The sequence below is a fragment of the Amycolatopsis nigrescens CSC17Ta-90 genome (assembly GCF_000384315.1).
Lineage (GTDB): Bacteria > Actinomycetota > Actinomycetes > Mycobacteriales > Pseudonocardiaceae > Amycolatopsis > Amycolatopsis nigrescens.
This window is the reverse complement of sequence record NZ_ARVW01000001.1, coordinates 3,827,091-3,841,701: the sequence shown is the minus strand read 5'-3', so window position 1 is coordinate 3,841,701 and position 14,611 is coordinate 3,827,091. Positions and strand designations below refer to the sequence as shown.

At 68.0% G+C, this 14,611-nt stretch carries 18 protein-coding genes; 9 read left to right on the top strand and 9 right to left on the bottom strand.

Annotated elements, in window-relative coordinates:
- Positions 1-167: 167 nt before the first annotated feature.
- The 3 genes from AMYNI_RS0118055 (at position 168) to AMYNI_RS48200 (ending at position 3,338) form a co-directional block, all read left to right on the top strand.
- Positions 168-1,781, top strand: a complete 1,614-nt coding sequence (locus AMYNI_RS0118055; RefSeq protein ID WP_026360600.1) for a sensor histidine kinase — start codon at positions 168-170, stop codon at positions 1,779-1,781.
- Entirely contained in the window at positions 1,778-2,461 is a 684-nt protein-coding gene (locus AMYNI_RS0118050; RefSeq protein WP_020669434.1) for a response regulator, read from the top strand. Before AMYNI_RS0118055 ends, AMYNI_RS0118050 begins: the two co-directional genes overlap by 4 nt.
- Before the next feature lie 118 nt (positions 2,462-2,579).
- A complete protein-coding gene (locus tag AMYNI_RS48200; RefSeq protein ID WP_157357394.1) occupies positions 2,580-3,338 on the top strand; it encodes a VanZ family protein in 759 nt (252 codons plus the stop codon).
- Here the strand turns inward: AMYNI_RS48200 and AMYNI_RS44785 are convergent.
- Positions 3,251-3,808: a Uma2 family endonuclease gene (locus AMYNI_RS44785; protein WP_020669433.1), complete on the bottom strand. Its 558-nt coding sequence runs from the start codon at positions 3,806-3,808 to the stop codon at positions 3,251-3,253. The two genes, AMYNI_RS48200 and AMYNI_RS44785, sit on opposite strands and share 88 nt — an antisense overlap.
- Positions 3,809-3,951: 143 nt before the next feature.
- A complete protein-coding gene (locus tag AMYNI_RS0118040; RefSeq protein ID WP_084628403.1) occupies positions 3,952-4,896 on the bottom strand; it encodes a helix-turn-helix domain-containing protein in 945 nt (314 codons plus the stop codon).
- Positions 4,897-4,911: 15 nt separating this feature from the next.
- Between AMYNI_RS0118040 and AMYNI_RS0118035 the strand changes: the two genes are divergently transcribed.
- The 4 genes from AMYNI_RS0118035 (at position 4,912) to AMYNI_RS0118020 (ending at position 7,299) form a co-directional block, all read left to right on the top strand.
- On the top strand, positions 4,912-5,211 hold the full coding sequence (locus AMYNI_RS0118035; protein ID WP_020669431.1) for a hypothetical protein: 300 nt from the start codon (positions 4,912-4,914) through the stop codon (positions 5,209-5,211).
- A 140-nt stretch (positions 5,212-5,351) separates the two neighbouring features.
- Positions 5,352-6,104, top strand: a complete 753-nt coding sequence (locus AMYNI_RS0118030) for a GNAT family N-acetyltransferase (RefSeq protein WP_020669430.1) — start codon at positions 5,352-5,354, stop codon at positions 6,102-6,104.
- A 66-nt stretch (positions 6,105-6,170) separates the two neighbouring features.
- Entirely contained in the window at positions 6,171-6,929 is a 759-nt protein-coding gene (locus AMYNI_RS0118025) for an SDR family NAD(P)-dependent oxidoreductase (protein ID WP_020669429.1), read from the top strand.
- Between the two features lie 16 nt (positions 6,930-6,945).
- On the top strand, positions 6,946-7,299 hold the full coding sequence (locus AMYNI_RS0118020) for a MerR family transcriptional regulator (RefSeq protein WP_020669428.1): 354 nt from the start codon (positions 6,946-6,948) through the stop codon (positions 7,297-7,299).
- A 105-nt stretch (positions 7,300-7,404) separates the two neighbouring features.
- On the opposite strand, the gene arfB is transcribed toward AMYNI_RS0118020, so the two are convergent.
- The 6 genes from arfB to AMYNI_RS0117990 all read right to left on the bottom strand — a co-directional run bounded on the left by arfB (position 7,405) and on the right by AMYNI_RS0117990 (position 12,471).
- Positions 7,405-7,842 (bottom strand): alternative ribosome rescue aminoacyl-tRNA hydrolase ArfB, encoded by a 438-nt coding sequence (gene arfB / locus AMYNI_RS0118015; protein WP_020669427.1) that lies wholly within the window; start codon positions 7,840-7,842, stop codon positions 7,405-7,407.
- The gene (gene purM, locus AMYNI_RS0118010; RefSeq protein ID WP_020669426.1) at positions 7,823-8,884 is read right to left on the bottom strand and encodes a phosphoribosylformylglycinamidine cyclo-ligase; all 1,062 of its coding nucleotides are present in this window, start codon (positions 8,882-8,884) and stop codon (positions 7,823-7,825) included. Before purM ends, arfB begins: the two co-directional genes overlap by 20 nt.
- Positions 8,885-8,947: 63 nt before the next feature.
- Positions 8,948-10,504 (bottom strand): amidophosphoribosyltransferase, encoded by a 1,557-nt coding sequence (gene purF, locus AMYNI_RS0118005; protein ID WP_020669425.1) that lies wholly within the window; start codon positions 10,502-10,504, stop codon positions 8,948-8,950.
- 165 nt (positions 10,505-10,669) lie between these two features.
- Positions 10,670-11,077, bottom strand: a complete 408-nt coding sequence (locus tag AMYNI_RS0118000; RefSeq protein WP_020669424.1) for a hypothetical protein — start codon at positions 11,075-11,077, stop codon at positions 10,670-10,672.
- Positions 11,055-11,300 carry a DUF397 domain-containing protein gene (locus AMYNI_RS0117995; RefSeq protein WP_020669423.1) on the bottom strand — a complete coding sequence of 82 codons (246 nt, stop codon included), beginning with the start codon at positions 11,298-11,300 and terminating at the stop codon, positions 11,055-11,057. Before AMYNI_RS0117995 ends, AMYNI_RS0118000 begins: the two co-directional genes overlap by 23 nt.
- Positions 11,301-11,556: 256 nt before the next feature.
- Positions 11,557-12,471, bottom strand: coding sequence for a helix-turn-helix domain-containing protein (locus tag AMYNI_RS0117990; RefSeq protein ID WP_020669422.1), 915 nt, complete (start codon positions 12,469-12,471; stop codon positions 11,557-11,559).
- Positions 12,472-12,698: 227 nt separating this feature from the next.
- Here AMYNI_RS0117990 and AMYNI_RS0117985 point away from each other — a divergent pair, with 227 nt between their 5' ends.
- A complete protein-coding gene (locus AMYNI_RS0117985) occupies positions 12,699-13,535 on the top strand; it encodes an SAM-dependent methyltransferase (protein ID WP_020669421.1) in 837 nt (278 codons plus the stop codon).
- A gap of 6 nt (positions 13,536-13,541) precedes the next feature.
- On the opposite strand, the gene AMYNI_RS0117980 is transcribed toward AMYNI_RS0117985, so the two are convergent.
- Positions 13,542-13,922, bottom strand: a complete 381-nt coding sequence (locus AMYNI_RS0117980) for a sterol carrier family protein (protein ID WP_020669420.1) — start codon at positions 13,920-13,922, stop codon at positions 13,542-13,544.
- A gap of 60 nt (positions 13,923-13,982) precedes the next feature.
- Here AMYNI_RS0117980 and AMYNI_RS0117975 point away from each other — a divergent pair, with 60 nt between their 5' ends.
- On the top strand, positions 13,983-14,603 hold the full coding sequence (locus AMYNI_RS0117975; protein WP_020669419.1) for a type VII secretion system-associated protein: 621 nt from the start codon (positions 13,983-13,985) through the stop codon (positions 14,601-14,603).
- Positions 14,604-14,611 lie beyond the last annotated feature (8 nt).

The window sequence follows — 14,611 nt, the reverse complement described above, 5'->3', positions numbered from 1 at the left end:
TTCTGTGACCCCGGCCGCATCGGGCCTGGCTGGTCGGTGATGCTCCCCGCCGGGGCGCGCGCTGTCTCGCTTGCGGGCATATCGGTACTTGTGTTCATTGTGATCGCGCGGGGTTCACCGGGCCAGATGTCATAGTTGGACGCGCGGCGGGACGCGAGGAGGCGGCCATGGGAGCGAAAGGGTCATTGGCCCGCCAGCTGCTCGGCTGGCAGCTGGTGATCGTGTTCGCGCTGCTCGGCTGCGTCACCGTGTTCTCGGTGATCCAGTCGAACGAGAGCTTCCAGGACGTCGAGGGCAGGCGGATGCTCTCGGTCGCGGAGAACGTCGCGGCCACTCCCGGCGTCCGGGAGAACCTGGAGAACCCGTTCCGCCGCGACCCGCTGCCGATCTTCGCCGAGAGCGCGCGCTCGCTGTCCGGCGCCGACTACGTGATCATCGCCGACCCCGCGCACCGGGTGCTCACCTCGCCCGACCCGAGCCAGCTCGGGCAGCCGATGCCGCTCGACGAAAGCACGGTGACCGAGGGCCGCTCCTGGGTCGGCGTGATCGACGGCTCGCTGGTGGCGCACGTGCCGGTGATCGCCGACACCGGCAACATCATCGGCCTGGTCGCGGCCGGAAAGGCCACGCCCGGCTTCTTCGAGGCCATCGCGAACTCGCCGGCCAACGCGCTGGTGCTGCTGGCCATCGCGACCGTGCTCGGCCTTGCCGGTTCCGTCCTGCTGTCCTGGCGGGTCACCCGGCAGACACTCGGCCTGGAGCCGAACGAGATCACCGGTCTGGTGGAACATCGCGAAGCCCTGCTGCACGGCATCAAGGAAGGCGTGATCGCGCTCGACCAGCAGGACCGGGTCACGCTGGTCAACGACCGCGCCAGCGAGCTGCTGGCCCTGCCGTCGGACTGCGTCGGCGTGGCCGTCGACGCACTCGACGTGAACGAGCGCCTGCGCGACGTGCTCACCGGCCGGGCCAGCGGGGTGGACCAGATTGTGCTGCGCGCCGGCCGGGTGCTGGTGATCAACCGGCTGCCGATCTCCAGGCACGGCCGCGCGCTGGGCGCAGTCGCCACCCTGCGCGACCGCACCGAACTGGTGGTCCTGCGCGAAGAGCTGGCGGCCAACTCCCGCGCCACGGACACCCTGCGCGCCCAGGCCCACGAGTTCACCAACCGGCTGCACACCATCGCCGGACTGATCGAGCTCGGCGAGTACGACGAGGTGCGCAACTACGTCGACCTGGTGAGCCGCGCGCACGACGACTGGCACGACCAGGTCAGCGCCCGGATCGGGGACTCCGCGGTGGCCGCACTGCTGATCGCCAAGGCCAGCGTGGCCGCCGAGCACGACGTGGGCATCCGGCTGACCGACGACAGCCACCTGACCGCGGTGGACGAGCAGCTGTCCGCCGATCTGGTGACCGTGGTGGGCAACCTGGTGGACAACGCACTCGACGCCCTGCGCGACTCGGACTCCGGCGCCGGTGGCGACTGGATCGAGGTCGCCGTCCGCCACCACCCGGACGAGGTATCCGTGGTGGTCCGCGACTCCGGCCCCGGGGTGGCCCCGGAGATCGCCACCGAGGTGTTCGCACACGGCTTCACCACCAAGGCCGCCGAGCACGGTGGCCAGCGCGGCCTCGGCCTGGCACTGACCAGGCAGACCTGCAAACGCCGCGGCGGCTCGGTCGAGGTGCACAGCTTCACCGGCGGCACGGAGCGATCCGGTGCCGAGTTCACCGCACGGTTGCCGATCCGCGCCGACCGGGCGAAGGTGGCCACGTGATCAGGGTGCTCGTGGTGGACGACGATTTCATGGTCGCCAAGGTCCACAGTGGATACGTCGATCGCACACCCGGGTTCGGGGTGGTCGGGGTCGCCCACACCGGCGCGGACGCCCTGCGCGCGGTCCGCGACCTGCGGCCGGATCTGCTGTTACTGGACATCTACCTCCCTGATCTGGACGGCCTCGCCGTGCTGCGCGAGCTGCGTGCCGATCCCTCCACTGTGGACACTGACGTGGTGGTGATCACCGCCGCCCGCGACGTGGACACCATCCGCGGTGCGATGCGCGGCGGCGCGCTGCACTACCTGATCAAACCGTTCTCCTATGCCGCGCTGCGCGACCAGTTGCAGCATTTCGGTTCGCTGCACCAGAAGCTGCACCAGTTGTCGCAGCGTTCCACGGCCGGCCAGGAGGACGTGGACGATGTGTTCGGTGCCCGCCCGCGAAGCACCAGCAGCCTGCCGAAGGGGCTGACCGCGCAAACCGCCGAGTTGGTGGAGCAGGCCCTGCGCGCTCACCCGGACGGGTTGTCGGCGACCGAATGCGCCCAGGCGACCGAGCTTTCCCGGCCGAGCGCCCGCCGCTACCTGGAGTACTTCACCGAAACCGGCAGGGCCGAGGTCCGGCTGCGCTACGGCGGAACAGGCCGTCCGGAGCGCCAGTACCACCTGCGCGGCTGAGCACAAAGTTCCCACGCCCGCCAGTTCAAGATCACCTCAAAGTGCACCCGGCTGAGCGCGCCGATACTCCATTCCAGTGCAAGGGTTGATCTTGGAGTTGCATTTCGGGAGGGCAAGCGTGGATGCCTTGTTGCGCTATTTCGGCGCGATGATCCCGCTGACGGTCATCGCGATCCCGGTCGGCCTGCTCGGCTGGCGAGCACTCGCCGCCTGGAGGCGGCGAAGACGACCGGCGAGACTCGCGTTGTGGACCGCCGGTGCGGACGTCGCGATTGTGCTGGTCACAGCCCTGGCACTGGCGTTGGTGCTGATGCCCGTGGCAGGCGCGCGCGGCAGTCTGCTGCACCTGGTTCCGGGCACCGACGTCGGCAACGCGCTCGGCGACCACGGCTCGCTGTGGCAGGTGGCCGGGAATCTCCTGCTGCTGGCGCCGCTCGGCGCGCTGCTGCCGATGCGAATACCTCCTTTACGTTCACTAGGCCGAGTGACACTCGGTGCGATGACGGCGTCCATGACCGTCGAAACCGTTCAGTATCTGATTCAGGCCGGCCGGGTCACTTCGACCGACGACATCTTGCTCAACACGATGGGAGCGGCGGCCGGGGCCACGCTCTCCCGCCGTTGGTGGCGGGCTGCGATACCGGTGATTCCTCAGCAGCTACGACGGACGGTGGCGGACCTGGCCACCAGCCCGGTGGGTATCCGGCGGGTGCCGATGGGTGGCGAACCGAGCGGTTCCGGGGTCTTCCGGGGTGAACTCGTGCTCACCGTCGATCAGCTGATGGGCGGTCAGGGAAGCAGGGCGGCCGGCCGCACGGCGACCGGTGCGGGCGCGGTGAGCCGTGCTTCGCACGTGGTCTCGACTTCGGGCTCGTAATGATCGCCGGAGAGGCGATAGGCGGTGAGCCGCAACGGCTTCTCCAGGTCGATGATCCAGTAGTTCCCGATACCCGCCTTGGCGTATTCGACGAACTTGACCGACCTGTCGACCACCTTCGAACTCGACGACATCACCTCGACGACGAGACGGACATCCGGGGCATGGCACCGCGCGACCTTGGCGGTGGCCAGTGCGGACGGCACCACCACCAGATCCGGTACCCGCACCGTGGGCGGGTACTTCTCGAACAACACGACCTCCACTTCGGGGAGCACCTTCAAGCCGGCGGGTAACTGCGGGCGAAGTTGTTGCAACAGACCGGAGATCACCTCCTGATGACCTAGTGACGGACGGGAACTCACGGACAGAACTCCTTCAACCAGCTCGTAACGGCGGGAGTTGTCCTCCGGCAGGTTCAGCCAGTCGGCCAGGGACAGCGGCTCGTCGTGGGTAAGCAGGGCGCTCATCTTTTTCTCCTCCCTTGGTCTTTCTCATTCTTACTTGGTTTTTTGTGGGGTGTCCAGGATTCCGAACGAGGTGGTGGTTTACTACGGTTTCTTCGCTCTGCGTACGCGCCACGTACGCAGACGTACGTAGGCGAAGAAGCGCTTCATCGCACACTATCTGGGTTACCGTAGAGTTTTTCTGCGGTACGAGATATCAAGTCGAGAGAATCGTCGGGCGACAAGGCGTGTTCCAGGATGTTCGCCAGCGAAAGCCGAATATCGGCCACGTCATCAGGTTCCTCGAGAAAGACGGCAACCCCCTGCACCTCGAGTGCCACGATGCTGGGCTCGCCCGGATAGTCCATCAGCAAGAAAGGACCACGCCAGCCCGCATGCTGCCCCACCCCCGAGGGCACCACGCGCACGATAATACCGGCTCGGCCTGCACATTCCACCAAGTGAAGCAACTGCCTGTACATCACTTCTCGGTCGCCGACCATGCGCTGAAGAGCCATCTCGTCCAGCACGGCAAGAAGCTGAACCCGGGGGTTGCGCAAGCGCACCTGCCTGGACATGCGAATCACGACGAGGTTCTGGACTTCGACCGCGCTGAGCGCAAGTTGGGCAGCGGTCACCAGCGCCGTCGTGTATTCAGGAGTCTGAAGCAGACCAGGAATCAGGCAAAGCTCGTAGTTCACGAAGCGAGTCGCGCCCATCTCGAGATCGAGCAGATGCTGCCAACGATCCCTGAGCTGCGGAACGCTTGCGACCAGCCATCCTCGCTCCTCGGACTTCCTCACCAGAGAAAGGATCTCGGCCCGGCGACGCTCAGGTACGCGGTAAAGTCCGAGCAGCGGGGCCACGTCGTCAACGCAGAGACCACGATGACCGGTCTCGATCCGGCTTATCTTGCTCGCTGACATACCGAGTACTTCGGCGACGCGAGCTCCAGTCATTCCGGCTGCTTCGCGAAGCCGCCGAAGTTCGGCGGCCACTTTCCTGGACCGTGCACTGATACTTTGAATTGCTGGCATGGTGAAGTATTTCGACAGGATCTCCTGGCTACGCAATAGCTCAAAGGGATGACTTGCTTGCGGTAAGTAGAACATGCCAACTTTCGCGCCATGGAAAAGGTGCGCAGGGAGCGGCTGCGCGAGCTGGCGGAGTACGTCAGGATCGACAAGCCGCGATTGTTCGCGATATACGGGCTGTTCCACGGAGACGACGACATGACACTGTGCGGCTGGGGGATGCAGTGGGATGAGGAGTTCGGCGGCGCGCTGCTGTACGACCCCGGCAGCCGCCGCACCTGGCAGTCCGAGTCCGCCGAGCAGCTACTAATCCGCTACCGGCTGGTCGGCGACGCGCGGCTGGTCTGGCTGGACGGCGAAAAACCCGTGGCGGTGCGGCCGGCTATCGGGTAGAAGTGGAGGAGGTCGAAAGACGGCCACCGATCGAGCAAGAGGAACGCCTCATGACGGACGCCTTCGCCGGCGTCGCCCGGTAGCAACACCGGCTTCGCCATCACGCGCTCATTTCCTCCTGCCCGAAAGGTTTCAGACGAATGTCTGCTCTTCAGTCCTACATCCGACGCAACGCGGCACACGGCCGGGACACCGAGATGATCGGCCCGTTCCTGGCCACGTTTTCCCAGCACTCCGACAACCGGAACCTCAACTACGCCATCCCGGTAGACGGCGCTAGCCCAAAAGTGTCCGATGTGGACGCTCTCACGGCGGCATACCAGCGGCGGAACCTGTTGCCACGGCTGGAGTTCCTGCCGGACAACGCTCCAGACGTGGAAGCCGTACTGCTCGCCGGTGGCTACACCGTGGAACGCAGGATCCCGGTGATGACCTGCCCACCCGGCGCGGTGGCGGAACAGCCGGCGCCGGCGGGCATCGAATTGCTCGTGCCCGAATCCGATGAGGACTTCGCCGGGCTCATCAGCGCGCAGAACGAAGCGTACGGCGAATCCGGAACGGCCACCCCCGCGGACGTGGCCAGGATGCGGGACCTGCTGGCACGCGGCGGTTTCGCAGTGCTCGCCAGGAACGCGGAGACCGGCGAGGCCGCCGGCGGCGGTGCCGGTGACGTGCTCACCGACGGCCTGACCGAACTGGTCGGGTTCGGCGTGCGCGCGAAGTACCGCCGACGCGGGATCTGCGCCGCCTTCACCGAGTTCATCACCCTGGCCGCGCACCGGGCGGGGGCGGACATGCCCTTCCTGACTCCGGGCACCGAGGTCGAGGCGCGGCTCTACGCCAAGGTCGGTTTCCGGGGAGTCGGCGACATCTTGCACCTGATCCGCGAGTAGCCGGTCGTGTGACGCGTGGCACAGCGGCGTGACCCTGACCCCGGGGTCACGCCCTAGCTTCGCGGCATGAGCAAGGAAACCCCCTTCGCAGGCAAAACCGTCATCGTGACCGGCGCCGGCACCGGGATCGGCCGGACGACCGCGTGGCTGTTCGCCGAGCAGGGTGCCGACGTACTCGCGGTCGGCCGCACCGAAAGCAGGCTGCGAGAGACGGCGGCGGCGCATCCGGCCATCAGGACCTTCGCCGCGGACGTGGCCGCCGAAACCGCACCGGCGGCCATCGTCCGCGCTGCGCTGGAGTCGTCCGGCCGGATCGACGTGCTGGTCAACAACGCCGGCATCGTGCGGAAGGCACCGCTCGGGGGAATCGACCGCGCCAGTACCGCGGAGCAGCTGGGCACCAACCTGACCGGCCCGCTCTTCCTGACCCAGGAGGCGCTGCCGTGGCTGGCCGAGGCCCGGGGTGCCGTGGTCAACATCAGCTCGAACCCGCCGGACCGCGGCCTGCCGGACAACTCGGTGTACGGCTCCACCAAGGTCGCGCTGGACTTTCTCACCCGCACCTGGGCGGTGGAACTCGGCGGCCGGGGCATCCGGGTGGTCTCGGTGGCACCCGGGATCACCCGGACCCCGATCATGCAGCACGCCGGCTACCAGGAAGCCGAGCTGGTCGAGCTGGGTGCGGCGCTGGAACGGCAGATCCCGCTCGGCAAGCTGGCTCAGCCGGAGGAGATCGCCTGGTGGATCGTGCAGGTGGCTCGGCCGGAGGCGAGCTACCTGACCGGCGCCGTGCTGCGCGTGGACGGCGGCCTCACCGTCGCCTGACCCGTAACTTGGAGACATGCTGATCGGAGAACTCGCCCGCACGGCCGGGACGACGGTACGGGCCCTTCGGTACTACGAGCAGAACGGCCTGCTGCCCGCGCGACGATCGGCCAACGGCTACCGCGACTACCCGGCGACCGCGGTGACCAGGGTGCGCAACATCCGACGGCTGCTCGGGCTGGGGCTGACCGCGACCGAGATCCGGCATTTCCGGCCCTGTCTCGACGACGAGTACGACGAGACCAGGAGCTGCCCGGAAAGCGTGTCCCTGATCGCCAGGAAGCTGGCCGCGACGGAGGCCAGACTGGCCGAGATGAGCACCACCCGCGAACTGCTCGCTCGCGAGCTGCGCCGGGCGGCGGCTCACTGAAGTCCCCCTTTCGCCACACCAGCCCCAAACCGGACAGGCCCAACGTGACGTTTGGCCAATAGAACGAGCCAAACGTCACGTTGGGCTCGGGCGGGCGGGGAAGGGTCAGTCGTCGAAACGGCCGCCGCGGCCGCGTTTGACGTCACCGCGGCGCTTCTTCGCGGCAAGGCGGCGTTCCTTGGAGCCGCGGGTCGGCTTGGTGGCGCGGCGTTTCGGTGGCGGGGGCGCGGCCGCTTCGCGCAGCACGCGCACCAGCCGGACGCGCGCCGCCTCGCGGTTCGCCAGCTGGGCGCGGTGTTCGCTGGCCGCGATCGTGAGCACGCCGTCCACCAGTCGCCCGGCCAGCCGCTCCAGCAGCCGGGCCCGCAAATCGTCCGGTACGGACGGCGAACGCGCCAGGTCGAAGGAAAGCTCCACCCGTGAGTCGGTGGTGTTCACGCCTTGGCCGCCGGGGCCGGACGACCGGGAGAACCGCTCGGCGAGCTCGCCGGCCGGGATCACCAGCCGCCGGGTGACCGCCAGGTCAGAACCGGGGGTGGTCACCGGAGAGCACCGCCCGCGGCCCGTCCGGGTCGTCGGCCGGCCGCACTTCGCCGAGGATCCAGGACGGCACGTGCCGCGCGGTGAGCACCGCCAGCGCCCGGTCCACGTCCTCCGGGCCGACCACGGTGACCATGCCGACGCCCATGTTGAAGGTCTTCTCCATCTCGCCGCGATCCACCTTGCCGCGGTGCGCGATGGTCGCGAACACCGGCGCCGGCGTCCAGGTCCCGCGCTCCAGCGCGGCGACCAGTCCGCGCGGCATGACCCTGGCCAGGTTCGCCTCCAGGCCGCCGCCGGTGACGTGCGCGAACGTGCGCACCTCGGCCTCGGCGGCCAGCGCGAGGCAGTCCTTCGCGTAGATCCGGGTCGGCTCGAGCAACTCCTCGCCGAGGGTGCGGCCGAACTCCTCGACGTGCCCGTCCAGCGGCATCCTGGCGATCTCCAGCAACACCTTGCGCGCCAACGAAAAGCCGTTGGAGTGCAGGCCGGAGGACCCCATCGCGATCACCACGTCACCGGGGCGCACGCGCTCGGGGGACAGCAGGTCGGCCGCTTCGACCACGCCGACGCCGGTCGCCGACATGTCGTAGTCGTGCTCGCCCATCATGCCGGGGTGCTCGGCCGTTTCGCCGCCGAGCAGCGCGCAGCCGGCCTGCACACAGCCTTCCGCGATGCCGCCGACCAGCGCGGAGATCTTCTCCGGCTGCACCTTGCCGACCGCGATGTAGTCCTGCAGGAACAGCGGCTCGGCGCCGGTGACCACCAGGTCGTCCACCACCATGGCGACCAGGTCGATGCCAACCGTGTCGTGCTTGTCCAGCGCCTGCGCGACGGCGATCTTGGTGCCGACGCCGTCCGTGGAGGACGCGAGCACCGGCTCCTTCCAGCGGTCCAGCTTCAGCGAAAAGAGCCCGGCGAACCCGCCGACACCGCCGAGCACCTCCGGGCGGGTGGCGCGCTGAGCGTGCGGCTTGAGCAGCTCGACTGCTTGGTCACCGGCTTCGATACTGACCCCGGCGGCGGCGTAAGTGGACTCGCTCACGGAAGCGGACTCCGTCTCTGGACTAGAAGTTCGGCGGCGCGGAGCGCCTCGTTGGTGGTCGAGCTAGGGACGCCGGACGGCGTCTTCGGCACCGTACCCGGCCGGGGAGACGGCGAGAGAGGAGCCGGACCCGGCCGCGCCTTCCGCGTTCTCCATGCTCTCCAGCAGATGCTTGCCGATCAGCGCGTCCTCCGGCAGCGGAATGGGGTACTCGCCGCTGAAGCAGGCGGTGCACAACCGTGACTTCGGCTGCTCGGACGCCGCCACCAGACCGTCCAGTGACACGTAGCCCAGCGAGTCGGCGCCGATGGACCGCCGGATCCCGTCCGCGTCCACCCCGTTCGCGACCAGTTCGGCGCGGGAGGCGAAGTCGATGCCGTAGAAGCACGGCCAGCGCACCGGCGGCGAAGCGATCCGGACGTGCACCTCGAGCGCGCCGGCCTCTCGCAGCATGCGCACCAGTGCGCGCTGGGTGTTGCCGCGCACGATCGAGTCGTCCACCACGACCAGGCGCTTGCCGCGGATCACGTCGCGCAGCGGGTTGAGCTTGAGCCGGATGCCGAGCTGGCGGATGGTCTGCGAAGGCTGGATGAAGGTACGGCCCACGTAGGCGTTCTTCACCAGGCCGGAGCCGTACGGAATACCGGAGCCCTGCGCGTAGCCGATCGCGGCCGGGGTGCCGGACTCCGGCACCGGGATCACCAGGTCGCCGTCGGCGGGGTGCTCCTCGGCCAGTCGCCTGCCGATGTCCACCCTGGTCGCGTGCACGCTGCGGCCGGCGATCGAGGTGTCCGGGCGGGCCAGGTAGACGTACTCGAACACGCAGCCCTTCGGCTCCGGGTTGGCGAACCGGGAGGACCGCAGGCCCTCGGCGTCGATGGCCAGCAGCTCGCCGGGCTCGACCTCGCGGACGAAGGACGCGCCCACGATGTCCAGCGCGGCGGTCTCGCTGGCGACCACCCAGCCGCGCTCCAGCCTGCCAAGCACCAGCGGGTGCACACCGTGCGGGTCGCGGGCCGCGTACAGAGTGGACTCATCCGCGAAGACCAGGCAGAAGGCGCCGCGCAGGGTGGGCAGCAGGTCCAGTGCCGCGGACTCGATGCCCTGGTCGGCCGCGGTGGAGGCGAGCAGCCCGCAGATCAGGTCGGAGTCGCTGGAGGAGCCGGTGAGCCCGGCGTGCGGCTTGAGCCCGGCGGCCGTGGTGCGGTCCCGCAGCTCCGCGGTGTTGACCAGATTTCCGTTGTGCGCGAAGGAAAGCCCGCTGCCGGTGGGGGTGGTCCGGAAGATCGGCTGCGCGTTCTCCCAGATGGTCGCGCCGGTGGTGGAGTAACGGCAGTGACCGACCGCGATGTGCCCCTGCAGCGAGGACAGCACCTGCTCGTCGAACACCTGGCTGACCAGGCCGAGGTCCTTGAAGACCACGATCTGCTTGCCGTCGGAGACCGAGATGCCGGCCGCCTCCTGGCCGCGGTGCTGCAGCGCGTACAGCCCGTAGTAACTCAGCTTGGCGACGTCCTCACCAGGGGCCCAGACACCGAAGACGCCACATTCCTCACGTGGTTCGGGATCGGGCTGATCAGCGGGGACGGGGTCCGGGACGAGTGCGTGGTCGGAAACCACCGAAGAGCTCCCTGGAGACGAGGGCAGGCCGGTTCAAGTGTAAACGCTGGCCGGACCGGTCACGCCCGGTGTGCAGTGGTCCTGACCACTGCACACCGGGCGCGAACCTGGCTTTGCACACAGCGCGTACCCACTCGGATCTGCTCCGCAGGAAAACGCCCGGAATCAGGAGGCGGACAGCCACCGCATGGTGCCGCCGCTGCCGGAAACCCAGCAACCCCTGGCGGGCGTGTCGTCCGGCCCGAGCACCGAACCCGGCACCCGGTCGGCCGGCAGCGCGAGCAGCTCGTCGAGCACCTCGGGGGCCTTACCGCGGGTCGTCCACAGCACCTTGTCCGGCGCCAGGACGTCCGCTTCGGTGCCCGGCATCCTGGTGGCCACCACGTCGTCCTCGGCGTTGAGCCGGACCACGTCGATCACGGTGTCGTGCACGCGGACGCCGACCACGGCGATGACCTTGCCGGCCGCGTCGCGCGGGTGGATGAACTGGTAGCCGAGCGACATGAGCTCCCGAAGTCGGGTCTCGGTGTCGACCGGCGCTTCCAGGGTGTCAGTGCTGGACTCGGAGTACATCGTCGAACTCTCCGTCTTTGGCGCCGGCCAGGAAGGCGGCGATCTCGGCGCGCGTGTAGATGAGGGCCGGACCGTCCGGGAAGCGGGAGTTGCGCATCGCGATGTCGCCGCCGGGCAGCGGGGCGACCTCCACGCAGTTGCCAAGGGCACCGCTGTACTTGCTCTTGCGCCACGCGGCGTCGGTCAGCAATTCGGCCGACACACCGTTCACGAAGCGTTCCATTGTGATCCCACCTTCCCGACTACTTCCGCCCCAGATAACGCGGAGTGCATCTGCACGTGCATTTGACTGTGATCGCAAAACTAGCACGTGTGCCTGCGCGCGTAAATGCACGTGCATCACAGGAGGGACGCGCGGTTGCGGTCAGTTAAATATACGGCACGGCAAGTCCACCATCGAGTGAACAAGCGCTTCGGAAATCGCCATGGTCAACACTTCACGTCACTAAGATCGAATTCGGGCCTGCCGGCACGCGAACTCAAAGATCAGCGCGCACCTTGGCCAGCATCTGCCGGCTCCGGTCCGGAGTTTCGGCATCCACCGCGAGCCGGTCCAATGCGCGGCTGTAGATCTCGATCTCCTCCGGCTTCTCCTGGTAAAGAGCGCCGCTGAGATGTTCGAGATAAACGATGTCCGGCAGTTCGTCCTCTTTGAACCGAAGCAGCGTGAAGGCGCCCTCGGCCGAGTAGCCGCTCAACCGCAGCGGCACGATCTGCAGCGAGATGTGCGGCATCGTGGTCAGCTCCAGCAGGTGCCCGATCTGCGCGCGAAGGACCCGGGTTCCGCCGATCGGGCGGTGCAGCACGGACTCGTCGATGACCGCCCACAGCCGCGGCGAGTTCGGCCTCGCCAGCAGCTTCTGCCTGCGCATCCGCAGTGCGACACGACGTTCGACGTTGTCATCGGCCGAATCCGGGCGGCCATGGCTGGAGATCGCCCGCGCGTACGCCTCGGTCTGCAGCAGGCCGGGCACGAACTGCAGCTCGTAGGTCTGGATCCGGACGGCCGCTTCCTCCAGGCCGATGTAGTCGTCGAACCACCTCGGCGTGAGGTCGTTGTAGCGATGCCACCAGCCGGGCTGGTTGGACTGCTTCACCATGTCCATGAACTGGCTTCGCTCGACCTGGTCGGTAATCCCGTACATGGTCAACAAGTCGGTGACGTCGCGTTCCTTGAAACCGACACGGCCCAGTTCCAGCCTGCTGATCTTGGATTCCGAGCCACGAATGTTGTAACCGGCTTCCGCACGCGTGATTCCGGCCTGCTCGCGCAAGCGCCGCAACTGGCTGCCGAGCACCATTCTGCGTGCGGTCGGGCCGGTACCCTGCTGGTCAGTGGCCGACGGGACGATAGCGCCACCCTGCTCGGCGCCGGACGAACCGACCTCGGTCATGATCGGACCTTCCCTACCCTTTCGTGTCACCCAGAGACTGCGAGCAGCCGCCGATTCCTGCCTTTCGCAGAAGCGACACGCCTAGCCCACCAGGGAATTCCTTCCCAGCGTCGAACGTACACGGCGAACCGGCAACGTCAAGCTCGTGCCCGCATTTACGCCACGAGCCGGACCCCTTACCCTACGTGTGATCCGCGCTACTCCACAACTTTATTGGAGGCCCTCCCATGCCTGCCGGTGCAGCTGCACATACCGATCGCCCAGCCCCTGTCGGCGTCGACCCCACGAGGGCCAGCATCGCGAGGGTCTACGACGCGTTCCTCAACGGCAAGGACAACTACGAGATCGACCGTGAAGTGCTGCGTGGCGTGCAGAAGGCGGCGCCCGAGGCGGCCGAGCTGGCCACCGAGAACCGCGGGTTCCTGATCCGCGCCTGCCGCTTCCTGGCCAGCCAGACCGGCATCACGCAGTACCTGGACTGCGGTTCCGGGCTGCCCACCGCGGAGAACACGCATCAGGTCGTGCAGCGCATCCAGCCGGACTCACGGGTCGTCTACGTGGACAACGACCCGGTGGTGCTGGCTCACGGCCGGGCCCTGCTCGAGGAGAACGACCAGACGCACTTCGTCTCGGCCGACATCTTCAGCCCGGAGGAGATCCTCGAGAACGAGACCGTGCGCAAGCACATCGACTTCAGCGAGCCGCTGGCCCTGCTCCAGCTAGGCACCCTGCACCACTACGACGGCAGCCCCACCCCCGCCGAGATCATGGCGACCTACATCGACGCACTGCCGTCCGGCTCGTACGTGGCGCTGAGCCACTTCATCGATCCGCAGAACGAGCACAGCACGGTGGCCCGCAAGATGGAGGAGATGTTCCTGCACAGCCCGATGGGCAGCGGGTACTTCCGAACCAAGGAAGAGATCGCCGCCATGTTCCCCGGGCTCGACCTGGTCGACCCCGGCCTGGCGCTGTGCGCCGACTGGTGGCCGGACGGTCCCCGGATCAAGCCGCTGAACCAGGTGCAGTTCTGCATCGCCGGCGCGGTCGGGCGCAAGCCGTAGGACCGCTCAAAGCCGGAGCAGCGGCAGCCAGTGCGCGAGGTCGGCCCGGGTCCCGGATGCGGTGACCCGGCCGGCCTGCACCGCGTCTGTCCACTGTAGACGTCCAGTGGCCAGCTCCAGCCAGGTCCGCGGATCGGTCTCGATCACGTTCGGCGGAGTGCCCCTGGTGTGCCGGAGCCCCTCGACGCACTGCACCGCGGCGAACGGCGGCACCCGCACCTCGACGCTGCGGCCGGGCGCGTCCGCGGCCAGGGTGCGCAGGCTCAGCCGGACCGCCTTGGCCAGCTCCGGCCTTGCCGGCCGCGGCTCGTCTCCGCTCAGCCAACCGGAAACCGCCCGCACCGCGGCGAGTAACTCACCGGGGTCGACCGAACGCGGAGTCGCCATACGACAACAGTAGAGTGCGGGCCTGACGAAAAAAGCACGACGGGGAACCGAGGGACGCACATGGCGCAGCGGGACGAGGCCGACCGACTGGTACCCAACCCCCCGAAAGCGGCCAAGTCCGGCAAGCCGGATATCACCGAGGAGATGCGGGCCAACGCGCGGGCGAACCCGAACAGCTGGCTCTACGTCATCGACGAGGCGTTCGACCCGAACGGGCCGGTGCCCTCCTGGGCGGTGGTCGGCGCCTACCCGGTGAACGCGGCCGGCAAGGTGGTGGAGGACTTCCACCCGAACGACCGCTACCGCCCGTCCCCGAAGGCGCTCGGCTTCCCGGAGCCCGGCAACGAGCTCGAGCACCTGCTCCAGCTGGTGCGCACCAAGCACCGCCCGGCCGAGGACCTGCCCAACGTCGTGCTGAACGCCACGCTCTGGGTCTACGCCATGTCGCCGATACAGCGCACGGTGATCGGCTTCCACAACACCGACGGCCGGGTGATGGTGCCGGCGTACACGTCGAAGTCGCTGGTGCCGAAGGAGTGGCCGCACGCCCGCGCGGTGCTCGGCCGCGACATGGCGCTGCTGCTCGGCGGCCATCCGGTGGCGATCAACCCGCACGACCTGGTCACCGCCGTGGTACCGGCGGAGCACCTGCTGAAGGCCATCACCGAAGAGCCCCGGTAGCGAGAGCC